Annotated in this window: 19 protein-coding genes; 5 read left to right on the plus strand and 14 right to left on the minus strand. The window is 66.6% G+C overall.

The features are described from left to right. Window positions 1-74 precede the first annotated feature (74 nt). Window positions 75-2,306: a TonB-dependent receptor gene (locus tag AB3147_RS18715; protein WP_218344621.1), complete on the minus strand. Its 2,232-nt coding sequence runs from the start codon at window positions 2,304-2,306 to the stop codon at window positions 75-77. A gap of 163 nt (window positions 2,307-2,469) precedes the next feature. Beyond that, window positions 2,470-3,387 (minus strand): pirin family protein, encoded by a 918-nt coding sequence (locus tag AB3147_RS18720; RefSeq protein ID WP_367352680.1) that lies wholly within the window; start codon window positions 3,385-3,387, stop codon window positions 2,470-2,472. A 151-nt stretch (window positions 3,388-3,538) separates the two neighbouring features. Here AB3147_RS18720 and AB3147_RS18725 point away from each other — a divergent pair, with 151 nt between their 5' ends. Both AB3147_RS18725 and acnA read left to right on the plus strand, forming a co-directional pair. Then, window positions 3,539-4,447, plus strand: a complete 909-nt coding sequence (locus AB3147_RS18725; protein WP_175123664.1) for a LysR substrate-binding domain-containing protein — start codon at window positions 3,539-3,541, stop codon at window positions 4,445-4,447. Between the two features lie 249 nt (window positions 4,448-4,696). After that, window positions 4,697-7,402 (plus strand): aconitate hydratase AcnA, encoded by a 2,706-nt coding sequence (gene acnA, locus AB3147_RS18730; protein WP_175123665.1) that lies wholly within the window; start codon window positions 4,697-4,699, stop codon window positions 7,400-7,402. 153 nt (window positions 7,403-7,555) lie between these two features. Here the strand turns inward: acnA and AB3147_RS18735 are convergent, their stop codons facing one another. Next, a complete protein-coding gene (locus tag AB3147_RS18735) occupies window positions 7,556-8,329 on the minus strand; it encodes a DODA-type extradiol aromatic ring-opening family dioxygenase (protein WP_286899268.1) in 774 nt (257 codons plus the stop codon). Between the two features lie 257 nt (window positions 8,330-8,586). Between AB3147_RS18735 and AB3147_RS18740 the strand changes: the two genes are divergently transcribed. The 3 genes from AB3147_RS18740 to efp all read left to right on the plus strand — a co-directional run bounded on the left by AB3147_RS18740 (window position 8,587) and on the right by efp (window position 11,597). After that, window positions 8,587-9,789, plus strand: a complete 1,203-nt coding sequence (locus AB3147_RS18740; RefSeq protein WP_218344617.1) for a DUF2863 family protein — start codon at window positions 8,587-8,589, stop codon at window positions 9,787-9,789. A 7-nt stretch (window positions 9,790-9,796) separates the two neighbouring features. Next, entirely contained in the window at window positions 9,797-10,909 is a 1,113-nt protein-coding gene (earP, locus tag AB3147_RS18745) for an elongation factor P maturation arginine rhamnosyltransferase EarP (protein WP_367352681.1), read from the plus strand. 127 nt (window positions 10,910-11,036) lie between these two features. After that, on the plus strand, window positions 11,037-11,597 hold the full coding sequence (gene efp, locus AB3147_RS18750; RefSeq protein WP_006225610.1) for an elongation factor P: 561 nt from the start codon (window positions 11,037-11,039) through the stop codon (window positions 11,595-11,597). Window positions 11,598-11,736: 139 nt separating this feature from the next. On the opposite strand, the gene AB3147_RS18755 is transcribed toward efp, so the two are convergent. The 11 genes from AB3147_RS18755 to AB3147_RS18805 all read right to left on the minus strand — a co-directional run bounded on the left by AB3147_RS18755 (window position 11,737) and on the right by AB3147_RS18805 (window position 23,982). Then, complete coding sequence (locus AB3147_RS18755; protein WP_367352682.1) at window positions 11,737-12,195, minus strand: DUF1178 family protein; 459 nt, start codon at window positions 12,193-12,195, stop codon at window positions 11,737-11,739. A gap of 43 nt (window positions 12,196-12,238) precedes the next feature. Continuing rightward, window positions 12,239-12,943, minus strand: a complete 705-nt coding sequence (locus AB3147_RS18760) for a DUF2968 domain-containing protein (RefSeq protein ID WP_367352683.1) — start codon at window positions 12,941-12,943, stop codon at window positions 12,239-12,241. A gap of 117 nt (window positions 12,944-13,060) precedes the next feature. Next, window positions 13,061-14,452, minus strand: a complete 1,392-nt coding sequence (locus AB3147_RS18765) for a sigma 54-interacting transcriptional regulator (RefSeq protein ID WP_367352684.1) — start codon at window positions 14,450-14,452, stop codon at window positions 13,061-13,063. Window positions 14,453-14,501: 49 nt separating this feature from the next. Further along, complete coding sequence (locus AB3147_RS18770; RefSeq protein WP_367352685.1) at window positions 14,502-16,544, minus strand: pilus assembly protein TadG-related protein; 2,043 nt, start codon at window positions 16,542-16,544, stop codon at window positions 14,502-14,504. A 102-nt stretch (window positions 16,545-16,646) separates the two neighbouring features. Further along, the gene (locus AB3147_RS18775; protein WP_367352686.1) at window positions 16,647-17,087 is read right to left on the minus strand and encodes a DUF3613 domain-containing protein; all 441 of its coding nucleotides are present in this window, start codon (window positions 17,085-17,087) and stop codon (window positions 16,647-16,649) included. Window positions 17,088-17,109: 22 nt separating this feature from the next. Beyond that, window positions 17,110-17,958, minus strand: coding sequence for a tetratricopeptide repeat protein (locus AB3147_RS18780; protein ID WP_175138155.1), 849 nt, complete (start codon window positions 17,956-17,958; stop codon window positions 17,110-17,112). Window positions 17,959-17,969: 11 nt separating this feature from the next. After that, window positions 17,970-18,962 carry a type II secretion system F family protein gene (locus tag AB3147_RS18785; protein WP_367352687.1) on the minus strand — a complete coding sequence of 331 codons (993 nt, stop codon included), beginning with the start codon at window positions 18,960-18,962 and terminating at the stop codon, window positions 17,970-17,972. A 13-nt stretch (window positions 18,963-18,975) separates the two neighbouring features. Then, on the minus strand, window positions 18,976-19,899 hold the full coding sequence (locus AB3147_RS18790; RefSeq protein WP_367352688.1) for a type II secretion system F family protein: 924 nt from the start codon (window positions 19,897-19,899) through the stop codon (window positions 18,976-18,978). Next, window positions 19,899-21,257: a CpaF family protein gene (locus AB3147_RS18795; protein WP_218344611.1), complete on the minus strand. Its 1,359-nt coding sequence runs from the start codon at window positions 21,255-21,257 to the stop codon at window positions 19,899-19,901. The genes AB3147_RS18790 and AB3147_RS18795 overlap by 1 nt, the downstream gene beginning before the upstream one ends. 50 nt (window positions 21,258-21,307) lie before the next feature. Continuing rightward, window positions 21,308-22,624 (minus strand): pilus assembly protein CpaE, encoded by a 1,317-nt coding sequence (locus AB3147_RS18800; RefSeq protein WP_175123677.1) that lies wholly within the window; start codon window positions 22,622-22,624, stop codon window positions 21,308-21,310. Beyond that, window positions 22,621-23,982, minus strand: a complete 1,362-nt coding sequence (locus AB3147_RS18805) for a type II and III secretion system protein family protein (RefSeq protein WP_438860991.1) — start codon at window positions 23,980-23,982, stop codon at window positions 22,621-22,623. Before AB3147_RS18805 ends, AB3147_RS18800 begins: the two co-directional genes overlap by 4 nt. Between the last annotated feature and the right edge of the window lie 64 nt (window positions 23,983-24,046).

Consider the following 24,046-nt stretch of genomic DNA (forward strand, 5'->3'; position numbering starts at 1 on the left):
ACAGGTCAAAAAAAATCCCCCGGGCCGCGAGGCTTTCGGGGGATTTTTTAGGTACGGGCATCAGCCCGCAGCGATCAGAAGTCCATGCTGGCCGACAGCGAGAACGTGCGCGGGCCGCCCAGGACGAGGTAGCCGTTGCCCGGGTAACCGCCCACCGACGACCAGTAGTTGCGATTGGCGATGTTGTCGACGCGGGCGCGCAGCGTCACGACGTGGCCGTCGACGTCCATCATGTAGCGCAGGCCGGCGTCAAAGCGCGTCCAGCCGGGAACCTTGAGCGTGTTGGCGTCATCGGCATACGACGAGCCGGTGTAGACCACGCGGCCATCGATGGCCAGGCCTTCCACGCCCGGGATGTCCCATTCCACGCCCATGTTGGCCTGGAAGCGCGGCACGCCGATCACGCGGTTGCCGTTCAGCGAGGCGGTGCCGGTCTTGACCTGCTTGGCATCCAGCCAGGTCAGGCCGCCAAGGAGACGCACGCTGCGCACGGGCTCGCCGAAGACGGTCAGTTCGACGCCTTGGTGGCGGTCTTCGCCCGAGTTGGTCAGCTCGTTGCTGGCGTTGTAGGCCGCGCGCGGCTTGTCGGTCGAGAAGAACGCCAGGCCGCCACCGAGGCTCTCGCCTTCATACTTCACGCCCACTTCCTTCTGCTTGGACACGAAGGGCGGCAGGCTCTGGCCCACGTTCGGCACCGGACGGCCGCCAGCGGTCGCAGGCGCGGTCGGGCCCGCTACCAGGGCTTCGATGTAGTTGGCATACAGCGAAACGCTCGGCGCCACCTTGAACACCAGACCGAAGGCCGGCGAATTGTGGCTGGCGTCGTAGGCGCCGCTTTCCGCGCCGGTGTTGTAGGCGTAGTCACGTTGCGACATGCGCTGATGACGGATGCCGGCGGTGAACAGCACCTTGTCGTCAAGGAAGGACATCGTGTCGCCGATGGCATAGCTGCTCAGGCGGGTACGGCCCTGCAACGCGGGGTTGTCCAGGTCGTTGCCGCGCAGCGCGCCGGCACTGAATGCAGGCTTGTCGTATGAGATGGGATCGTAGATGTTCGTGGGGAACGTGTTGCGGAAGTCCATCACGTACGCGTTCTTCTTCTTCAGGTCGAACCACGAGGCCGACACGACGAATTCGTGACCAACGGGACCGGTGCGCAACTTGCCGCGCAGGCCGATTTCTCCCGTGTTGACGCTGTCTTCGCGGGTGTTGTCGAAGCGGTAGAAGTTGCCAGCGCCGGTGCTGCCATTGGTGAGCGTGATGTTGCCGAGCGAATTGGCTTCGTCGCTACGGCGCATGCCGAACGCGCCGTACGCGGTCAGCTTGTCGCTGAAGTCATGTTCGGCGCGCAACGTGCCGAAGACGTCGCGCTCGTTGGAATAGGTCCACGGCTGCGCGTAGTTCGAGCTGGCGTCCGGCGCATCGGGCACGGTCGTGACCCCGGCGCCCAGCGTCACGTTGGGACGCGGACGCTTGAGCTTGTTTTCCTGCCAGCCGATGTCGGCGGACAGGCGCGTGTCGGCCGACCGCCAGTCCAGGCCCAGCGAAACGACGCTGGTGCGGCTGTGCTCGTCATCGATCGCCGTGTCGCCGCTGCGTTGTGCGGCGTTCAGACGGATGCCGGTGCTGTCATCCGGGCCGAAGCGGCGCGCGATGTCGGTGGAAAGCTGGAATTGGCCGCCGCTGGAAACGCCCGTGGTGACGCGCGTCAGCGGTTCGTTCGGCGCGCGCTTGGGCACCAGGTTGATCACGCCGCCGATGCCGCCGCCGCCGGGCGTCGCGCCGGTCAGAAAGGCGGTTGCGCCGCGCAGCACTTCCACGCGCTCGAACAGCTCGGTGGCGATGTATTGGCGGGGAAGCAGGCTGTAGAGGCCGTTGTAGGCCACATCATCCGAGCTCAGGATGAAGCCGCGAATGAAGTACGACTCCTGGAAATTGCCGAAGCCGCGCGCCACGCGCACGCCCGAGTCATTCTGCAGCACATCGCCCACGCTCTTCGCCTGACGATCCTGGATCAGCTCATTCGTGTAGCTGGTCACGCTGAACGGCGTGTTCATGAAATCCTCGGTGCCGAGGATGCCGACACGGCCGCCGCGGGCCACCTGGCCGCCCGCGAACGGCGCCGACAGGCCGCCGGCGGACGCGTCAGCGCTCGCCTCGACCCGGATGGCGTCCATCGAGGTCACGGGACCGCTGGTCGTGGCGGGCTGGGTCGTCTGGGGGGCTGTCTGGGGCGCGGTCTGGGCGTGGACGGCGCCAAAGCACGGCAGCGCGGCGGCCATGCAAGCGAGAGTTCTGATTTTCATATGGGGACGCTGGTGGTGCGGAAACAAGCTCCGCGGTGCGGTGGGGAGATCCGCTTGAGAGATCTGACGCGCTAGATGTTACCAAAAGAGAATCGTTCTCATTGCGTCCCTCAAGAAGAATCCGTGTCCAACGTTGCGGTTGAACAACAGATTCCGTCCTAAATCAGCAGATGCTCAATGCATCTTCCGCCGCCGGGCTCTCCACGGCGTCGTATGCCGTCAGCGCCTCGGCAAGGGCCGCATCGACAGCCGGCGTGATGCCGGCGCCCTGCTTCGACGCCGCCACGACGGCGGGGCCGGCCACCAGCACAAAATGAACGGGCACCTTGCCTGCCATCAGCAGCAGCACGCCTTCTTCACCATCCGGCGTGGCGCTGGCGGCAGCGGCGGAACCGGCGGGCAACACCGCAAAGTCCGGATCGCCCCCCGCCACCTTGGGCAGCGGCGGCCCGCCCTTGCTGCGGTGCCGGGCGCGCACGCCCAGGTCGCCCTGCACCGCATAGAACCAGGCATTCCAGCCAGGCGGCATGGGCAGGAGCGTCGTCGCGCCCGGCCGCAGCCAGCCGTCCAGGATCAGCAGCGGTTCGGGCGTGCACAAGGGCGATTCAAGACCGGCATAGCTGCCCGCCACCACGCGGACCTTGCCCGAGGGGGTCTGGATGACCGGCATGTCCGCAGCGCGCAGCAACGACGTAGACGGCGGCAGGGACTTCAGATGCGCCGGGTGGTCGATGAAGATCTGCAGCCCGTGCAGCGTGGCATCGCCTGCCGGCCGTTGCGCGTGCACGATGCCTCGCCCGGCTTGTGTCCACTGCAGGTCGCCCGCGCGGATTTCGCGATTGTTCTCGATGCCTTCCAGGCTCTGCATGACGCCCGTACTGTCTTCCAGCAGCAGCGTCGCGGCGCTGACGCCGGCGTGCGTATGTGGCTCAAACGTGGGACCCGTCATGACGAAGTGGTCCACCAGCACCACGGGCGACATGCACCCCGAAAAATCGGTATGGCGGAACTGACGGATGGTGCAGGCGTCGCCCAGGTAGCGGCTGGATCCGGCGATGACGGCGCTGAGATGAAGAGTCAAAAAGTGCTGCCTTGCTGTTTGCTGAACATGTATTGCGGCGACAGCTTATGAGGTCGGCCCGCCGGACAGTAGGGGCCAATTTCAGGAATAATTGTCCCGGCTGTCAGGACAATGCCATCAAATTTTCGAATTTCTCCTATTAAAACGCTGTATGCCTAACTACGTTCATCGCCTTGAAGACCTGCTGCTTTTCAGTGAAGTAGTCGAAAAAGGTGGCTTCTCGGCGGCCGCACGTGTGTTGAATATGCAACGTTCCAAGCTCAGCCGCCGGGTTGCGGAGCTTGAAGCGCGCCTGGGCGTGCGGCTGCTTCAACGCAATACGCGCCGTGTGTCGCTGACGCCGATGGGCGAACAGATACATGCCCACGCCCAGGCGCTGGCCCGCGAGGCGCGCAGCGTCTTCGATCTGGCTGCGTCGATGGGCGACGCGCCGGCCGGCATGCTGCGCATCACCGCGCCGGCGCCGCTCGCGACGCGGGTGTTGGGCGGGCTGGTCGCCCGCTTCTGCGCGGACCATCCGCGCGTGCGGGTGCTGCTGGATACCCGCGACCAGATCATCGATCTGGTCGGTGAAGGCTACGACCTGGCGTTCCGCGCCCAGGCGTCTTCGCTCACGGATGCCAAGCTCAATGCGCTGGAAATTGCCCCTGTGCCGCTGGCGCTGGTGTGCAGCCCTGCGATGGCCAGATCCGCACCGCGCCACCCGCGAGACCTGGCCGCCCTGCCCCTGCTGGCCCACGGCACGCAGGACGGCCCGCACACCTGGCGGCTGACCGGGCCAGCGGGCGAGATGGAATCGGTGGAGTTCCAGCCGCGCAGCCTGAGCAGCAATATGGACACGCTGCGCGCAATGGCCGGCGCGGGGCTGGGCGTGGCGCTGGTCCCGCGCTATCTGTGCGGCCCTGAACTCGACCAGGGCGGTCTGGCGCATATCCTACCCAGCTGGTCGGCGGCGCCCGCGCGGATCTACGCCGTCATGCCCGCGCGCTGCGGTGAGCCGCTGGCGTTGAAACGATTTCTTGAATACGTGGCCGCGGAGCTGCCGGCGCGCCTGATCTAAGGGCCATTCTTGCGCGCGCAGGGTCTTGCAGGCTTGGCGCGCGTCCGCCAAAGTAAGGGTTTCGCCGAATCCGGACCGGTCTGGGTCGATAAAGGGCCGGAACTTTGACGCGTCGCCCAGGTCTTATATAAGATATAAGACATAAACCAAGATATAGACCCTCGGCAAACTTGTCCAAGAGACAATGACAAACCTGCCGAAACGCCTGAAAATGCCGCCTTCAGCCTGGGCAAAACCACGGAGTCCATCATGCCGCACAACACCCTAGACACACTCAAGAATTTCAAGATCGGCAACAAGTCCTGTCAGTTCTACTCGCTGCCGGCGCTGGGCAAATCGCTCGGCATCGACGTGCAGCGGCTGCCGGTCTCCATCCGCATCGTGCTGGAATCCGTGCTGCGCAACTGCGATGGCAAGAAAGTCACCGAAGAACACGTGCGGCAGCTCGCCAACTGGCAGGCCAACGCCAAGCGCGAAGATGAAATTCCCTTTGTGGTCGCCCGGGTCGTGCTGCAGGACTTCACCGGCGTGCCGCTCTTGGCCGACATCGCGGCCATGCGCTCGGTTGCCGACAAGATGGGCAAGAGCCCCAAGAGCATCGAACCCCTGGTGCCCGTGGACCTGGTGGTGGACCACTCGGTCATGATCGACTACTTCGGCACCAAGAACGCGCTGGACCTGAACATGAAGCTGGAGTTCAAGCGCAACCAGGAGCGCTACCAGTTCATGAAGTGGGGCATGCAGGCGTTCGACACCTTCGGCGTCGTGCCGCCGGGCTTCGGCATCGTCCACCAGGTCAACCTGGAATACCTGGCGCGCGGTGTGCACCAAGACAAAAAGAACAACGTCTTCTACCCCGATTCGCTGGTGGGCACCGACAGCCACACCACCATGATCAACGGCATCGGCGTGGTCGGCTGGGGCGTGGGCGGCATCGAAGCCGAAGCCGGCATGCTGGGCCAGCCCGTGTACTTCCTGACGCCCGATGTGGTGGGTGTCGAGCTCAAGGGCCAACTGCGCGGCGGCGTCACTGCCACCGACCTGGTGCTGACCATCACCGAAATGCTGCGCCGTGAAAAGGTGGTGGGCAAGTTCGTCGAATTCTGCGGCGAAGGCACCGCCAGCCTGACCGTGGCCGAACGCGCCACCATCGGCAACATGGCGCCCGAGTACGGCGCCACCATGGGCTTCTTCCCGGTCGACGAACGCACCATCGACTACTTCCGCGGCACCGGCCGCACCGAAGAGGAAATCGCTGCCTTCGAGGCCTATTTCAAGGCGCAGAAGATGTTCGGCGTTCCCGCGGCCCAGGACATCAATTTCACCAAGCTGTTGACGCTGGACCTGTCCACCGTCGCCCCGTCGCTGGCTGGCCCCAAGCGTCCGCAGGACCGCATCGAGATCGGCAACGTCAAGAACACGTTCATCGACCTGTTCTCCAAGCCGGTCGCCGAAAACGGCTTCAACCAGCCCGCCGAAAAGCTGGATCAGACCTTCACCACCAGCACCGGCACCAAGGTTAAGAACGGCGACATCCTGATCGCCGCCATCACGTCCTGCACCAACACGTCCAACCCCAGCGTGCTGCTGGCGGCGGGCCTGTTGGCCAAGAAGGCCGTGGAAGCCGGCCTGACGGTGCCCAAGCACATCAAGACCTCGCTGGCCCCCGGATCGCGCGTGGTCACCGAATACCTGACCAAGACGGGCCTCTTGCCCTACCTGGAAAAGCTGGGCTTCGACGTGGCGGCCTACGGCTGCACGACCTGCATCGGCAACGCCGGCGACCTGACGGCTGACTTGAACGAAGCCATCACCAGCAACGACCTCGTTTGCTCGGCAGTGCTCTCAGGCAACCGCAACTTCGAGGCGCGCATCCACCCGAACATCAAGGCCAACTTCCTGGCTTCGCCGCCGCTGGTCGTGGCCTACGCCCTGGCCGGCACCGTCACGCGCGACCTGATGACCGAGCCCGTGGGCCGCGGCAAGAATGGCGACGTGTGGCTGGGCAACATCTGGCCGACCACCGAGGAAATCGACGCACTGCTGAAGTACGCGCTGGACCCCGAGGCCTTCGAGGCCAACTACGGCCAGGTCAAGAGCAACCCCGGCAAGCTGTGGGAAAACATCAAGGGCGTCACGGGCGATACCTACAACTGGCCCGACTCCACGTACATCGCCGAACCGCCCTTCTTCGAAGGTTTCGGCATGACGCCGGGCGCGATGCCCACGGTCAAGGGCGCGCGCGCGCTGGGCGTCTTCGGCGACTCGGTCACCACCGACCACATCTCGCCCGCCGGCTCCATCAAGGAAAGCTCGCCCGCCGGCAAGTGGCTGAAGGAAAACGGCGTCATGAAGGCCGACTTCAACAGCTACGGTTCGCGCCGCGGCAACCATGAAATCATGATGCGCGGCACCTTCGCCAACGTGCGCATCAAGAACCTCATGATTCCCGCGCTGCCGGACGGCAGCCGCTTCGAAGGCGGCGAAACCCTGTTCCAGCCCACCGGCGAACAGATGTCGATCTACGACGCCGCCATGAAGTACGTCGCGGCCGGCACGCCCACCGTGGTGTTCGGCGGCGAAGAATACGGCACCGGCTCGTCGCGCGACTGGGCCGCCAAGGGCACCCAGCTGCTCGGGGTCAAGGCGGTCATCACGCGCAGCTTCGAGCGCATCCACCGCAGCAACCTGGTGGGGATGGGCGTGCTGCCCCTGCAGTTCAAGGGCAACGACAGCGTGCAGTCGCTGGGAATCACCGGCGAAGAAACGTACGACATCTCGGGCCTGGAAAACGGCATCAAGCCGATGCAGGACGTGACGTTGACGATCACGCGCAAGGACGGTTCGAAGCAGGATGTGACCGTGCTGCTGCGTATCGACACCCCGATCGAGGTCGATTATTACCAGCACGGCGGGATCCTGCCGTTTGTGTTGCGCCAGCTGCTTGCTGCCTGATCGGCGACGGTCGCAGCTTAGTAAATACGCCCCGGGACCTTGCGGTTCCGGGGCGTTTTTCATGGGCGGCAGAGGTGTCTGACCCCCTCCAGAGATGTCTTCGGCTTGCCGCCGTTTCTCAACGGGTGTCAGACACCGGGTAACGGCGCGGGCTTAATCAAACTGATAGGCGTCCATCGCCAACGCCGCATACGACACTTCGTCATTCAGCCGCCGCGCCTTCGTGCCGCCCGCGCCCAATGCCACATACAGCGGCATCAGATGATCGTCATGCGGATGCGCCTGCATCGCGCCAGGCGCCTGCGCCTGCCAATCCAGCAGCGCAGGCACGTCGTGATGCGCCAGCTTGTCCGCGTACCACGCCTGAAAGCCCGGTACATAGTCGGCCGCCGGCGCGTTCTGCGGCATGCGGACGTGGCGCAGGTTGTGCGTCAGCGACCCCGAACCGATGATCAGGATGTCTTCGTCGCGCAGGCGCGCCAGCGCGCGGCCCAGTTCCATCTGTCCCGCCGCGTCGCGCCCCATGTCCAGTGACAGTTGCACAACCGGCACATCCACATCCGGGTACAGATAACGCAGCGGCACCCAGGCCCCGTGGTCCAACGGGCGCCGCGGATCACGATCGGCGGCGATGCCCGATTCGGCCAGCAGCGCCTGCACGCGCGCGGCCAGTTCGGGCGACCCGGGCGCGGCGTACTGCAGCGCGTAAAGCTCCTGCGGGAAGCCGCCGAAGTCGTGCCAGGCGACCTGCTGATCGCGGGTCGAGAGCGCCAGCCCCTCGCCCATCCAGTGCGGCGAAACGACCAGGATGCCGCGCGGCTTGCGGCCCTGCGCGGCGCTCCAGTCCGCTAGTGCGGGGCCGGTGCGGCCGGGCTCGACGGCGAGCATGGGAGAACCGTGGGATACGAAAAGCGTAGGCCAACGCATGGCTGTGCCTCCAGAAACAATAACGATGCCGCCATTGTCGGCCGATTCAAACGAGCAATAAACCCCCGGCCTCGGGATAATCTGTTGCCCGATAAGCATCAATGAAGATCGTGCGCGCTTGGGAAGTCTGCCGTGGTCACGCCCCTACCGGACCGCGGCGGGGTCAGTCAGGTCGGCGCGCAATGGGCCGTCACCCCGCCGAGGGTGCCGGGCGTTAAACTACGTCGTTACACACTGAATGGACGTTCCCCGAAGTTATGGCCCGATCCCGCAGCCAATCCGCTCCCCGCATGACCCGTGACGCTACCCGGCTGGTCGCGCTTGCCCAGGCGCTGAACCGCTCGGGCAGCCGCGTCGAAGACGTCTTCTGGGAGACCCAGCTTGGCGAAGCGATCCCGAAGCTGCTCAAGGCTGGCCAGGACGCCCCGCTCGAAGCGGCGCTGGACCACCTTGCCCAAAGCGACGTGGGCGCCTACGAGGTTCTGATCGAACAGGCCGAAACCCTGTCCGAATCGATGAAGATCGAGAAAAGCGGCGTTCGCTACGACATCCTGCTGATCGTCGCGCCCATCGTCGCCTGGACCCGCTACGCCATTCCCACCGGCCCCATTTCGGCCAGCGCGCAGCAAGCCCTGCTGGCCCAGCTTCACGGGCATGTCCTGTCGAGCAATGCGCGCACCACATTGATGCCGCTGCTGGTCAGCGTGGACCAGATGCCGCGCACGTTCTCCGAGACCTGGCAATGGCTGCAACGCCTGGGCTCGCAGGCGCTGGGCGCCGAGACCACCAAGCCGGCGCTGAACACCGACACCGAAACCGCGAACATGCTGGCCGACACGCGCTACATCGTCGGCACGGTCGCCGTGCCCGAAGGCGAGCCGATCTTCCGCTGGCAGGAAAAGCTGGGCGATGCCGACGCCAGCCGTGATGCCTGCCTGGCGCAATGGGCCGCGCAAGCGCAGCCCACGCTGGCCGCGCTGCTGCCGGGGTGCGGTTTCGAGGCCCTGCTGCCCGACGCCTACTACGTCAGCAACCGCGAAGCCGACCGTCAGGTGCGCCCGCTGTCGCTGCGCGCGGCGGTCAGCTGGCTGGAAGGCGCCGTCAACCTTGAAGCCTCGCAGCTCCGGGCCGTGGTGGCCGGCTGCGGCGAAGGCCGCATCGACGAATACCGCATCGGCTTTACCGCACGTAGTAGCAACGACGTGTATTACGGCTGCGTGTGGCCGCTGTACGGCCGCGAGGAAGACCTCGTCATGGACGAAGGCCAGCCCGACGTGGTCGACGAAATCGCGGCACTGCTGAAGGAATACGGGGTCACCGACGTCCGCCGCATCCCCGGCGTGCTGCCGCCCGAGTACTGCGAGGACTGCGGCGCGCCCTACTTCCCGAATCCCCTGGGCGAACTGGTGCACGCCGAACTGCCGGAGGACGCCGAGGCCGCCCCCGCCCAGTTCCACTAGGCCAGCCATGCAAGCGGACATTTTCTGCCGGGTCGTCGACAACTACGGCGATATCGGCGTCTGCTGGCGCCTTGCGCGCCAGCTCGCGCGCGATTTCCAGTGGGATGTCCGCCTGTGGGTCGATGATCTGGCCAGCTTCTCGCACATCCAGCCCGGCATCTCGGCCGACGCCGCGCGCCAGCAGTTGTCGGGCGTCGACATCGTGCATTGGTCCGATGCACCCGACGCCACGCTGCAGGCGCGCGACGTCGTGATCGAGGCGTTCGCGTGCGATCCGCCCGAGGCCTTCGTCGCGTCCATGCGCCGCCGCCACCCCGTCTGGATCAACCTGGAATATCTGAGCGCCGAAGCGTGGGTCGAAAGCTGCCACGGGCTGCCGTCACAGCGGCCGGACGGCCTGGTGAAGCACTTCTTTTTTCCGGGCTTTACGCCGGCCACGGGCGGCCTGCTGCGCGAACCGGCCCTGGCCGTGGAGCGCGAAGCGCTGCAGGGCTCGGCGGACATGCGGGACGCCTTCCTGCGGTCGGCCGGCGTGCCGGACGATGCCCTGGCGCTGCGGCGTAGTGGCGCGCGCACCGTGTCCCTGTTTTGCTATCCGTCGGCGCCGGTGGCCGAACTGGCCCAGGCCCTGGCGGCCGACACGCGCCCCACCCTGCTGCTGGCGCCGCAGGGCGTCGCGCCCGCGCTGGAAGCGGCCTGCCAGTCGGCTGGCGCGCCGCGCGTCGTCCGGTTGCCTTTTCTGGCGCAGCCCGATTACGACCGCCTGCTGTGGTGCGCGGACCTCAATTTCGTGCGTGGCGAGGATTCCTTCGTGCGGGCCGCCTGGGCCGCCCGGCCGCTGGTCTGGCAGATCTATCCCCAGGACGAAAACGTCCATCTTGAAAAGCTGGAAGCCTGGCTGGCGCGCTATCCGGCCCCCGAAACGGCGCATGCGCTGATCCGTGCCTGGAACGAGTCCGAACCCGGCCGCACGGCCCCGGCCGTCAGCGCCGCGCTGGCGCCCGACGCCTGGCGCGCGTGGTCCGACGCAGCCCTAGCCTGGAACGCCAGCCAGTCGGCCCTGCCCGGCCTGGCCGAAAATCTGGCCACGTTTTGCGCAGAGTTGGCCAAGAAACGTTAGAATAGAGAGTTTTCTGAGTTGCCCTGAATCTGTCGGGCCTCAACTATGACGCCTCCCGGGGTGTGCAAAGCCTCACGCGGCTTATGCAAGCACGGCGAGTGCACCCATCACCCCCGGAGTTTTATCGATGAAAACCGCTCAGGAATTGCGAGTCGGAAACGTGGTCATGGTCGGCAAGGATCCCCTCGTGGTCCAGAAGGCCGAATACAACAAGTCTGGCCGTAACGCCGCCGTGGTCAAGCTGAAGTTCAAGAACCTCTTGACCGCCTCGGCCAGCGAATCGGTCTACAAGGCCGACGAAAAGTTCGAAGTCGTTCAACTGGATCGCAAGGAATGCACGTATTCCTACTTCGGCGACCCGATGTACGTCTTCATGGACGAAGAGTACAACCAGTACGAAATCGAAGCCGAAAGCATGGGCGACGCGCTCAACTACCTGGAAGAAGCGATGCCCGTGGAAGTGGTCTTCTACGACGGCCGCGCCATCTCGGTTGAACTGCCCACCACGCTCGTGCGCGAAATCACCTACACCGAACCCGCCGTCCGTGGCGATACCTCGGGCAAGGTGACCAAGCCGGCCAAGATCAACACCGGCTACGAACTGAACGTGCCGCTGTTCTGCGCCATCGGCGACAAGATCGAAATCGACACCCGCACCAACGAATACCGCAGCCGCGTCAACAACTGATCCGGCCCAGCGCAAAAAAGCCAGACCTATTTCGGTCTGGCTTTTTTTTGGGCGGTGGGTGGCAAGGTGTTTGACACCCTTTGAGACGCTGCTTCAAACTGCAGATCATCTAGCCAGGAGAGCCGGACACCTCAGCCCGCTATTGCAATCGTTCGTCGTCCAGAAAATCCGGGACCGCCATGACTTCGATGCCGTCCTCGGCCAGGGCTTCGCGTTCTTCCACCGTGGCGGTGCCGCGGATGGGGCGGTCGTCGGCGTCGCCTTCGTGGATGCGGCGCGCTTCTTCGGCGAAGCGGGGGCCGACGTTTTCGGTGCTGCGCACCAGCGCACGAACCTGGCGCAGGACGGCGGCCTGCAGGGCCGCCATCTTTTCCGCGTCGGACGCGCCGGCCGGCACGAGCGGCTGGGCCGCGGGCGCGTGCAGGTGGGCAACATTCAAACGCGGAGCGGACAGGCGCTTGGTGATGGTGGCCGACCCGCAGACGGGGCACGTGACAAGGCCGCGCGCTTGCTGCGCGTCGTAGTCTTCGTGCGACCCGAACCACCCTTCAAAGATGTGGTCGTGGTCGCACTGGAGGTCAAAAACTTTCAGAGCCATGGCGTCTATATGGGGTGCAACGCCCAGAGTACAAGAAGGCGTGCTACTTGGCCCGGGTTTGCGCTGCCGGATTGCCGACCTGTGCCTGTTGCGCCTGCAAGGCGTCGATCTGGCGCTGCAGGTCGCGCAGTTGCTCGCGCACGTCCTTCTGCTGTTCGGCCAGCGCCGTGGCTTCCTCGCGCGATTGCTGCTGACGCGCCGCGACCTGCTCTTCCTGCTGCACCCGCACGGTGCGGTCAGCTTGCAGCGCGCTCAGTTCGGCGCTGCGGCTGGCCAGCAATTTTTCGGCATGCGCGTTTTCGGCCTGCATCTTGATGCGCTTGATGTCCACTTCGGCGAGCTCGGCGGACTGCGCAACGAACGCACGGTACGTGGCTTCGGCCTGCTTGTCGGACTTGGTCTTGATCACACGCCAGAAGTCTTTCTGCTGGAACAACGCGACGTAATAAGTCAGGTCATCGGGCTTGAACAACAGGCTGGCGCCGTAGGTGCCGTTATAGGCCGTGCGCAGCTCCGACACCTGGCGGTTCTGGATCAGGCTTTGCAGCTCCGACACCGTGGAGGCCGGACGCGCAGCCGGCGGCGGCGCGGGAGGTGTCACGGGCGTGGAGGCGGCCTGCGTGTCCTCGACCTGTTTAACCGTGGGCCGGGGCGGTTCCGGCTGCGCGCTGGCGCAAGCGGCCAGACTTGTCAGGACCGAGCCCAACAACGCCACGCGGGTGGCGCCACGGATAAATTGGACGTTCATATTCACCCCAAAAAAACGGTTGCGGAACTATATCAATTTATTTCTGCCGACAGAGCAACGCTCGTCTGATTCGGCTTCGAAACTGTGGCCCCGTACGGGCCATTCCCTATTGCGGGTTCAAGTCGTCTCGGCAAGGCCGTCGGCCGATTCGTTCTGCGCGGCGCCCAAGTGCAGCTTGCGCATCTTTTCCCATAGCACCTTGCGGCTGATGCCGAGCGTGTGCGCGGTGTCCTGACGGCGCCAGCCATTGGCTTCCAGCGCCGCGAGCACGCGTTCGCGTTCGGCGCGTTCGGCATCGGTGAAGCTGGCGGGATCGAATCGCACAGCCGCCGTGCCGGCCAGCCGAAGCGGTTCGGCCAATTGATCGAAGATGCGCTCGATGCGCGGCTGGTCCCAGGCCTGAAACTGTCGCCGCACGATGGCGACGCGCTCGGCCACGTTGGACAGTTCGCGCACGTTGCCCTCGTAGCGCGTGCGCGCCACGCGGTCCAGCAGCCATGGCGGGGGCTCGTCCTGCACGCCCTGGCTCAGCAGCAAGGCGCGAAAGATCGCCGCCTTCTCGTGCGGACCGCGCTGCTCCAGATTGGGAATGCGCAGCTCGATGACCGCCAGCCGGTAATACAGATCCGCGCGGAATTCGCCCTGCCCCACCAGCATCCGAAGATCCTTGTTGGTGGCGGCAACCAGACGAAAGTCCACCGGCACCTCCGCCGTTGAACCCAGCCGCGTCACCGTGTTCTGTTCCAGCACCCGCAACAGCTTGACCTGCTGGTACAGCGGCAGATCGCCGATCTCGTCCAGGAACAGCGTGCCGCCGTGCGCCTGCTCGAAATAGCCTTTGTGCGCACCGATTGCACCTGTGAACGCGCCCTTCGCGTGGCCAAAGAAATGCGCTTCGAAGAGGCCTTCGGGGATGGCGCCGCAATTGACCGCCACGAACGGACCCGCGCGCCATGCGGTCTCGTCATGCAGCAGGCGCGCGATACGCTCCTTGCCCACGCCGGTTTCGCCGTGGATCAGCACGTTGCTGCGGCAGTCCGCGTAGACCTCGGCTTCGGCCAGCAGGTCCTGCATGGCCGCGGATACTGCGATCAGCGGCTGCTCGCGCCGGGGCGCCGCGCGGTCCAGCTGGTTCAGCGCGCCCAGCAATTCCGTCAGAAGCTTGCGCAGGTCCGCGCTGGTAAAGGACAACGGCAGCGTGTACGAGTACTCCGGCGGGTAGAAGCGCGGATCGCGCCCTCGCGCCTCCGCCGCCACCCAGATGACCGGCATGCCTTGCGCCGCCAGCCAGTCGTAGCCGCCGAAGCGCTTGTCGCCCATCACGGACACGGACACCAGCGCCACCGCGCGCCGCGACACGTCGCGCGGCGGCGGGAACGCCGTGCCGGCGTCAGCCCGGATCAGCGACACGTCCATGCCGGCCAGACAGCGTTCGGCGCGGCTGGCGATGTCGGAGGCGCCTTCCCAGACGTACACGTCAAAATCTTCGCGCGCGAAATTCTCGCTCATCGCTTGGCCCATGCGAGGGGGAAGGAAATGGAATTCAGGAGCGTTGTCATCAGTACACCAGGCGGGGTTTGCCGCAATCCACGGATATCAGGGCGACGTCGGTCTGGCCCACGCTCAGGCCCAGCACGTCGAGCAATTGCTGCAGCGCCACGGACAGCGAGCTGAGCAAGGGGTCCAGCAGCACCATGACGACCGACAGCACGCCTCCGACCTGGCCGCTGCCGTTCAGGGCGAGCGTGCCGACCGCGTTGACCCGGCACTGCCGGATCGCATCCGGCGTCAGCGCCAGCGCGCACGTCACATCGCTGATGGGCGCCAGCAGCAGCGAGTTCAGAATGCCGCCCACCAGTTGCAGCGTGCCGCCCAGCACCCCGGTCAGGCCGCCGGTGGTCAGGCGCGCGCTCAACTGGTCCATCGCGGTCTTGGACCACTGCATGTCGTTGACCACCTTGGAGATCGTCTTGCCCGCGTTGTTCTTGTCGCCGCCCACCAACTGGGTCGCCAGGTCCTTGCGCTGCGCTTCGGTCAATGGCGTGCCGGTGTTGAAGAGGTCGCCCAGGATGCCGCCGATCAGCGCGTCCGTGAGGTTGGCGGCCAGCTTGGACAGGTTTACGTTCGTGGCGTTGATGGTGGCCGTGGCGTTGGGCGATGGCGGCTCGGTCAGCGTGACCGAAACGGGCGCCGTCGAACTGAACACCGGCAGCGTTACCCGCGCCGTGAGCGGCAGGATGCCCAGCACGTTCAGGACCTGATGGCGGCCGATTGCGGTGAACGCGCTCGGTTCGCAGCGATTGGTAAGCGACTGGAAGTTTGCGGCGCTGCTGTCCGTGGCCGACGTCATGCCGGGAAAGCGCCCCAGGCAGACGCTGGCTGCGGCCGACGTTACGTCGATCACCGCCTGGTTTTCCTGCAGCGGCGCCTCGCACAGCTTGCGCAGCGTGCCCGTCGATTGCGCCACGTCGATGATGATGGGCAGGTCCACCTTGGTGTTCAGGGTGTTGGCCAGCAAGGGGCCGACCAGCGGAATGTTGGTGGTGTTGACGCGCAGATAGACGCGAATCCCGGCGCTGATCGCCTGCGTGCCCACGCCGCCCACGCCCACGGACGGCGGCTCGACGATGCGAACACGTGCGTCCAGGCCAAGCAAGGGCACACTCAGTCCCAGATTGATCAGGTTGCTGCCGTTGGCGATGACCAAGGCGGTTTCCAGGATGTTGAGCGCGTTAACCTCGGCCTGCAACGCGGCGCTGGCGTCGCCGCCCGCGACGTGCAGATCCAGCACACCGCCGTCGCCCAGCAGTTTCACCGGCAGGTTCAGCGGCATCACGGCCAAGACGGTGTTGATGGCGTTGCGCAGCAGCGCCACGTCGGCGGTGGCCGTTGCCTGTTTGTCTATGACGCTGAGCGTCGCGTTCAGCAACTGGCCCAGCGTCAGGGTGTTGAGCGCGGCCAATTGTTCGGGCGTGCCCACGCCGGCCACGGCCGACAGCGGCAGGCCCAGCGCTTCCAGCAGACCGGCCGGCGTGATGTTGACGTTGGCCAGCCCCGCGGCATCCAGCACGTCCAGTTGCGACGGCGAAGCACCCGCCGTCGCCAACAGCTGCGACAGCAACCCGCCGCGCTCCAGCCGCAGGAGGCGCGATCCCACCGTGAAGGCGGCCACCGGCGGCGTGCGGGTCGCCACCGCCGCGGCCGACGCCGTGACGCCGTCCACGCCGGGAACCAGATTGGCCAGCTGCTTGCGCACCGCCACCCGCACCGCGTTGTAGGCCTGCCCGCCCGCCGCGTCGAACACGTGCATGCCGCTGGCGTCGAACCGCGCCGGATCCCACACCTTGCACTCCACCGTCAGGTCGGCGGCCGTGAACGTGTCAAGAATGTCGGGCAGATTGGCCAGGGCGGATGCGCGGCCTGCGGCGGCGGCGCGCGTGCAGTCCGCGCTGGCGCCCAGACTCAGGACCTGCACCGCCGACAACGCGGCCAGATCCGCCGCCTTCTGCATCTCGCGCTTCATGTAGGCCCCGTAGCCCAACTGCAGCACGCCCAGCAACACCACCGCCACCAGCACCGCGAACACGGCGGCGACGGTCATGCTGCCGCGTTGCCGCGGCGGCGGAGGGAAACGTTGATGGCCGGCTGACATGCGCTTGCGACTCCGTCTGGGCATGCGGCGGGAGCGCCCCGCCGAGGGGAGCTATTGGACGTTGGGGATTTCCACGTTCCGGTCGAACCACACGGGAATGGGCTGCTTGAAGCTTTCCACGTAGCGGTTCCACGCGGCCGTGGAGACCGGCCCCAGCACGGGCAACGCATTGCCGGCCCGCCGTCCGTCGGCCTGCGCGGCAAGCAGCCCGCGCGTCACGTCGCCGAAGGCCTCCGGCGCGGCGGGGGCCGAAGAAGCGGCCGATGCCGTCGTCGCCGTTGCCGCAGTTGGCGCCGGCGGCATCGGCGTCTGCACCTGCTGCACCACCGGCCTGTCCGGCATGGCGTCCGGCACGGCTGCGCCCGGCGCAGCGGCGCCCGGCGCAGCGGACATGCCGCCCGTCAACGGCGCATTCGTCTGCGCGTGTGCCGCAGAAGGCGCCATCGCGGCGCAGGCCAGCATCAAAAGCGCGTGCGGAAGGGAACGGATCATGGCGGATTTCCTGAACATTGGGTTAACGCACGATGGGACCATTGCCCAGCCCGTCCATCAGCGGGCTCATCCTGGGCAGCACAACCTGTTCGCCGCTGGACACCCGGGTGGCCGACGCGGAAGACGCGCTGGGCGCCGGCGCCAACTGGCCACGAATCTCGGCGGCCATGCGCAGCACCTGCCCACGCGCCTCCTCGCCCAGTTGCGCGCGCGCCATCACCTGCTGCGCGCGCAGCGCATCGCCCTCGACCAGCAGCAGCACCGCCAGATTCGCCAGCACCTTGCCGCTATCGGGCGTCAACTCGGCCGCCTGCCCCAGCGGCACGCGCGCGCCCGCCGGATCGCCCGCCCGCAGCCGCGCATAGCCCAGGTCGCCGAGGATCCGCGCGTCCATGGGCGACTGCCGGGCCGCCCGCCCCAGGTAGTCCGCCGCCTGGTCGAACTGCCCGCGCCCGCCGGCGATGAGGCCCAGGCCATGCCAGCCCTCGGCCGCCTGATCGGTGGTGGTCAGCGCGCGGTAGGCCGCTTCGCTTAACGCGGTCTGGCCGGTCTGGCGCAGCGCCTCGGCGCGCAGGACGGCCACGCGCGGATCATTGCCGAACTTCTGCTGAAAGCCATCGATATACGCCAGCGACGCGAAGTAGCGGTCCTGCCGCTGCGCCTCGACGATCAGGGACAGCATCAGCTCCGGCTCCTTGGGCCGCCGCTTGTTCTCGGCCTCGTCCTCCTGCTGCCGCATCAGCGCCTGCTCCTGCTGCTGTTGCTGGATCAGTTGCCAGGCGGATTCCGCCTTGTTGGTCTGGCATCCGGCAAGACCCGCGCCAATGACCAGCACCGTGACCACAAGCCCCCAGCGCGACCGGTTTTCCATTCTTCCGTCCATCACATCCCTCCCATGCGCGACAAGCCGCGCAACACCGCGATAAACCCCGCGCCGCCCGTCACGATCAACAGGGCGGGCAGCAGCGTCACGATCATGACGCCGGTCATCTTGACCGTGGTCTTGCCCACCTTCTCTTTCAGCTCCAGGCGCCGCTTGTCCCGCAGGCGCTCGCCGAAGCGGTTCAGCGGCTCCTGCACGGCGCCTCCGTGCTGATCCACCTGCGCGATCAGGCGGCAGATGGCGGACAGGTCGTCGTTGTCAAAACCCGTGGCCATGCGGGCCAGCGATTGTTCGCGCGTGCGCCCGCGCACATACAGTTCCGAAGCCAGCCGCAATTCCGAAGCCAGCACGGGCAGCACCTGGCCGAACTCCTTGACCAGCACCTGCAGGCTCTGGTCGATCGACAAGCCGACGCCCTGCAAGAGACGCAACAGGTCGATCAGCAAAGGCAGCTCGTCGGCGGCCTGACGGCGGCGGCGCGCCAGGCGGCGCTGCACGATCCACTTGGGCAGCATGTAGCCGATGGCAAACGCCACGAATCCCGCGACAAACGCGCGCAACGGCATCTGCGGCAACTGCTTGTGCCAGTCCAGCAGAATCACAGCCACCGGCAAGAGCAGCGCCAGGCCAAACCTGACCAGCACGAAGCGCGAACGCGCGGTGCCGGGCTGGGAGTAGCCAGCCAGGTCGACCAGCTTGCGGTCTTCGGCGGCCAGCAGCGCGTCGGCGAGGCGGCCTTCGCTCAGGCGCTTGCCGAACGTATCGGCCACACGCGCCGCCGCGGCCAGCCTGCCGCGTCTTTCTTCTCTAGGCGCCGCGGATGCCGCTGCGCCTTCCCGCGCCGCCAGCGCCTGATCCACCACCTGGCGGCTGCGATCCTGGCTGCGCAGACGCCGCGCCATGCCCAGGCCCAGCACCACCAGACCCGCCGCCACCAGCATCAGCGCCATCGCCAGCACGGTGTTCGCGTTCAAGGATTGGAGGGTGTCCATGCGCCGCCTCCCCTCAGATGGCCTTGGCCATGCGATACAGCCAATAGCAGCCGCCGATCTGCAGGCAGACCGCGGTCAGCAGCATCTTGAAGCCCTGCGGGTCTTCCCACAGGCCCATGAACAGGTTGTTGTTGGCGACGATGATGAAGCCGGCCACGCCCACGGGCAGCAGCGCCAGGATCCAGGCGGACAGCCGGACCTCTGCCGAGCTTGCCGTCAGCTCATTGCGTGCCTGGGCGACATCGCGTATGAAGGCCGCCATGCGCTCCAGCACCTGATCGCTGCGCCCGCCAAAGCGCATCGCCAGCGACACCACCGCCGCCACCATGTACAGCTCCTTCAGCCCGTACATGCGGGACACGTGCGCCAGCGCCGCGTCCAGTTCTTTCGAGCTGCTCAGGCTGGCGGCCGTCTCCACCACTTCGCGCAGCGGCTCATCGGTGGCGGCCGCCGCCGTGCGGAATGCCGCGGCGATGCTGTTGCCGATGGTCAAGAGGCGCACGATGTTGTCCAGGAACGCGGGCAACTGCGAAATCATCCGGCGCTGACGCTTGTCGGCCCTCAGCCATAGCAGGAAGTACGCAAACACGGCCAGCAGCAGGAACGTCACAGCGCCCGACAGCGGTCCCAGAAAGGCCCACGCCAGCACCCCGCCCGCGACGACAGGCAGCGCGATGCGCAGGTAAAGGCCGACGCTTTGCCGCAGGCCGGCCAGCCGCAGCAGACGGTCCCAGCCGGCGTGGCCGCTGCGGAACTCGCGCGCGTTCTCGGCAAAGGGCGCGTCTCCCGCCGTCTCTTCGCGGCCGCGCGCCAACTGGCTATCCAGAAACGCGGAACTGGCGGCCCGGCGCGCGCTGCGGTCGGCGTGGCGCCACAGCAGCACCGCGCCCACGGCCAGCACCGCCGCCAGACTCAACAGCGCCATCACGTCCTGCATCAGCGCCTCCGGCTCCAGAAGCCGCCGCCGCCATCGCGGTCGTCCGGCGCGTTGTCGTTGGCGCGCGCCTCGTTGCGCAGCTTGGCCAGCTTGGGCGTATGGGGATGGATGCCCAGCCAGTTCCACCGATCCCGTTCCTCCCCATCCGGCGTCGCAAACGGGTCGTGGCGGTATAGCTCCTGCGTGGAGATGACGTTGTCGCCCATGCCGGTGATCTCGGTCACCGACAGCACGCGGCGCTTGCCGTTGGACAGGCGGCCGATCTGCACAATGAAATCCAGCGCGCTGGCAATCTGGCGCCGCAGACTGTCCTCGCTGCCCTGGAATCCGGCAAAGCCGGCCAGCATCTCGATCCGGTACAGGCATTCGCGCGGCGAGTTCGCGTGAATGGTCGCCATCGACCCTTCGTGGCCCGTGTTCATGGCCTGCAACATGTCCATGACCTCGGCCCCGCGCACTTCGCCCACTACCACGCGGTCCGGCCGCATCCGCAGGCTGTTGCGGATGAGTTCGCGGATGGTGACTGCGCCGCTGCCGTCAAAGCCGCCCTGGCGCGATTCCAGCCGCACCACGTGCGGATGGTTGAGCGACAGTTCCGCGGTGTCCTCCACCGTCACCACGCGTTCGTTCTCAGGGATGAAGAACGCCAGCGCGTTCAGCAGCGACGTCTTGCCCGAGCTGGTGCCGCCGGACACCAGGATGTTGCAGCGGTTCTTCACGGCCTCGTTCAGCAGCCGGTAGATCGCTTCGTCGAAGGTGCCCAGCGTCAGCAAGTCCGCCGGCTTCAGCGGGTCCTGCCGGAACTTGCGGATCGACACCATGGGACCGTCCACCGCCAGCGGCTCGATCACCACGTTCAGCCGGCCGCCGTCGGGCAGGCGCGCATCCACCATCGGGCTGGACTCGTCCAGCCGGCGGCCGATGGGCGCCAGGATTCGGCGCACGATGCGCAGCACATGCTGGTTGTCGGTAAAGCGCAGCGACTCGCGGGCCAGCACGCCGCGGCGCGAGACAAAGACGTTGTCGTAGCCGTTGATCAGGATGTCTTCCACGGCCGGATCCGCGAGCAGGTCTTCCAGCGGCCCCAGGCCCGCCAGCTCCTTGGTCAGCGCCTCCGCGATGGCGCGCATTTCGCTTTCGTTGATCGCGACGCGGCGCATCCGCACGAAGCTCGCGACCTCGATGTCCACGAATTCCTGAATGGCCGATCGCGCCCACCGGCCGAATTCCGCACCCAGTTCCTCGATGCGGGACAGCAGATGCTCGTAGGCCGCCGTCTTCACTTCCTGGTAGCGGTCTGACGTCGAGAAGCCTTTGTCGCCGTCGCCGCCGAACTCTATCGTCGCTGTCATGATCATGTCGGATTCCGTAACCGTCCGTCTGTTTCGCCGTCAGGCGCTGTTGGCCTTCAGCCGATCACCATGCGGCGATGCACGCCGGGCAGCCAGGTCGCCAGCCAGCTTGCGTGCCCGCCGGGCGAGGTTTCCTCGGCGCACAGGCGTTCGGCCAGCGTCTGCACCGCGCGCACGTAGACGTCGCGCTCGGCCTCTTCGTGCAGCAGATGGCCGCGGTTGGTGCACACCATCAGCGGCAACGTGCGGTCCGGCAGCGTGCCCACGAGTTCCAGGTTGAAGCGCTCAGAAATCTGCTTGGCCGTCATGCCGTAGCGCTCGTCATAGCGGTTGACGATGAGGCCAAGGGTGGAACGGTCCACGTGTAGTTGCTCCAGCTCCTGCAGCAGCCCGGCCAGCGACACCAGCGCGCCCACGCTCTGGTCGGTCACGATCCAGTTCAGCTGCGAGTTGCGCGCCAGGCCCGACACGAACTCGGCATTGGTGAAGCCGCCCGCGTCGGCCACGACCACCGAGAAATGCTGGCGCATGCGTTCAAACACCAGCAGCGAATCCGACTGCGACACCTCGCGCATCTGCCCCAGATCGCGCGGCAGCGACAGCACGCTCAGGCCATTGGCCGTGTGCGCCATCGCCGACCCGAGCAGCGTGGAATCCAGGCGGCGCAGATTGCGCGCCGCTTCGGCGAAATCGAAGTCGCCACCGATGTTCAGGTACAGCTGGCAATCGCCTACCGGCCAGCCCAGGTCCATCAGCGCCACGCGGCTGGACAACGGCAGCGGCTCGCCCGGCGGTTGGGAAGCCTTGGCGGCGCGCTGGTTGTGCGCCAGCTTCAGGCGGTCCTGCACCATGCCCGCCAGATGGACGGACAAGGTGCTGGTGCCCACGCCGGGACGCGCGCCCATCAGCACGACGCTGCGGCGCGTGCCGTCCGTGCGCCCGCCCGACGGCCGGTCGAGCACGCGCAGCACCACTTCCCGAACTTCCTGCGGCGCCACGGACGGATCGACGAAATCAACCGCGCCCGCACGCAGCGCGGCGATCGCGCCCTCAGGCTGGCTGACGTAGCCGACCGCCACGCGCGGCAGCGTTGGCGCGATGCGCGCCAGAAGGCGCGCCAGTTCGGCGGACTTGAACAGCTTGCCGGGTTCGTCGTCGCTCAGTGAGAAATCCAGGAACACCACCTGCGGCGCCAACTCGGTCAGGCGCCGCGCCAGTTCCTCGATGCGCGGCGACTCCTGGGTCAGCACGCCCAGGTCACCCAACGCCATTCCCAATTGCGCGGCGATCGCACTGCCCTGAGAACAAAACAGGAACCGCGTGCCGTTCTGCAGGCCCACTCCTTCGCTGGCATGTGTCTTCATATTGGTCACCGTGAGAATCCCGGCATCTGTTGGCCGCTTGCCGGGCCGGTCAGGTAATAACCCCAGGCATTGAACGCCGTGTCGGTCTGCTCCTGCCGCGCGCCCGGCAGCGGCAGGGCCACGCCGCGCGCGATCGGGCGCACCAGGCGCGGCGTCACGACGATGACCAGTTCGGTGTCTTCCTGGGAATAGTCGACGCTGCGAAAGAACGCGCCGATGATGGGCAGGTCGCCCAGCATCGGCACCTTGTTGACCATCGCTTTCGTCTGGCGCGACACCAGGCCGCTGATCACGAAGCTTTCGCCATCGCCCAGTTCGACCATCGTGTCGGCGCGCCGTGTGCGCAGCGCCGGAATGATAGTGCTGGTGTCTTCGCTGGTGTTGATGGCGATGCCGTTGGTGTAGTCGAGCTCGCTGGCCTCGGGCGCCACCTTCAGCGCAATGCGGTCGCGCGACAGCACGGTGGGCGTGACGGTCAGGCCGATGCCGAAGGGCTTGAAGGTTACGTTGACGGTTCCCAGTCCGCCGGCCTGCGGAATCGGCAGCTCGCCGCCCGCCAGGAAGCTGGCGCTCTGCCCTGTCAGCGCGACAAGCGTCGGTTCGGCCAGTACACGCGCCATGCCGTTGGTCTGCAAGAGGCGCAGGCGCGCCGCAAAGTTGTTGGAGTCATAGAACAGCGAGAACCCGGACGCCAGCGCGCCGCCCAGGCTGGCGGGCATGGTGGAGCTGCCGCCGCTCCAGGGGCCGTTGCTGGCCGTGAAGCTGATGCCGGCCGCCTTCATCACCGAACGCGATACTTCCACGACCTTCACTTCCACCTGCACGACGCCGCCCGTGCCGGCGGTGGACAGGTCCACCACATTCTTGTCGCCGCCCCCGGCGGCGGCCGCCATGGTGGCCGAGGCGATCTGCCCGAGCGGCGATTCGGCGTGGCCCGACACGACCGCGTGGCCGTCCGCGATGTCCACGTTGGCGCCGCCGCCCAACCCACGGCTGGCCAGTGCGCCCTGCACGCCGCTACCGACGCGCACGGTCCATACCTGCGGCGCGGCATTGCCGCCCGTCCAGACCTGCAGCCGCGTGGTGCCGGGCTTCTTGCCGTACAGCAGCACGGCGCCCGCGCGGTTGCCGGTAGCCGGCAGCACCTTCACATCCGCCACGTCCGGATCGCCGATGGCGATGCGCGACGGCGCGCCGTGGTCGAGCATGACGGTCTGCTGCTCTCTGACCGCCATTGAAATATCACGGGCCGGCGCGTTTGCGCCGGTCGCTGGGGCCGCGGTTTGTGCCAGGCTGATTCCTTCGTGTGTCATTGCCGCGGCGGCCGACAGAAGGCAGATCATGGTAGTGCGCTGAAGTTTCTTCATAGTGCCGGATCTGATGATGGGATTCTTCGGCTGCGGGCCGCGCCTGGTGCGCCCGCCGCCCCGT

The sequence above is a fragment of the Achromobacter animicus genome, from assembly GCF_040775605.1.
Taxonomy (GTDB): Bacteria; Pseudomonadota; Gammaproteobacteria; order Burkholderiales; family Burkholderiaceae_B; genus Achromobacter; species Achromobacter animicus.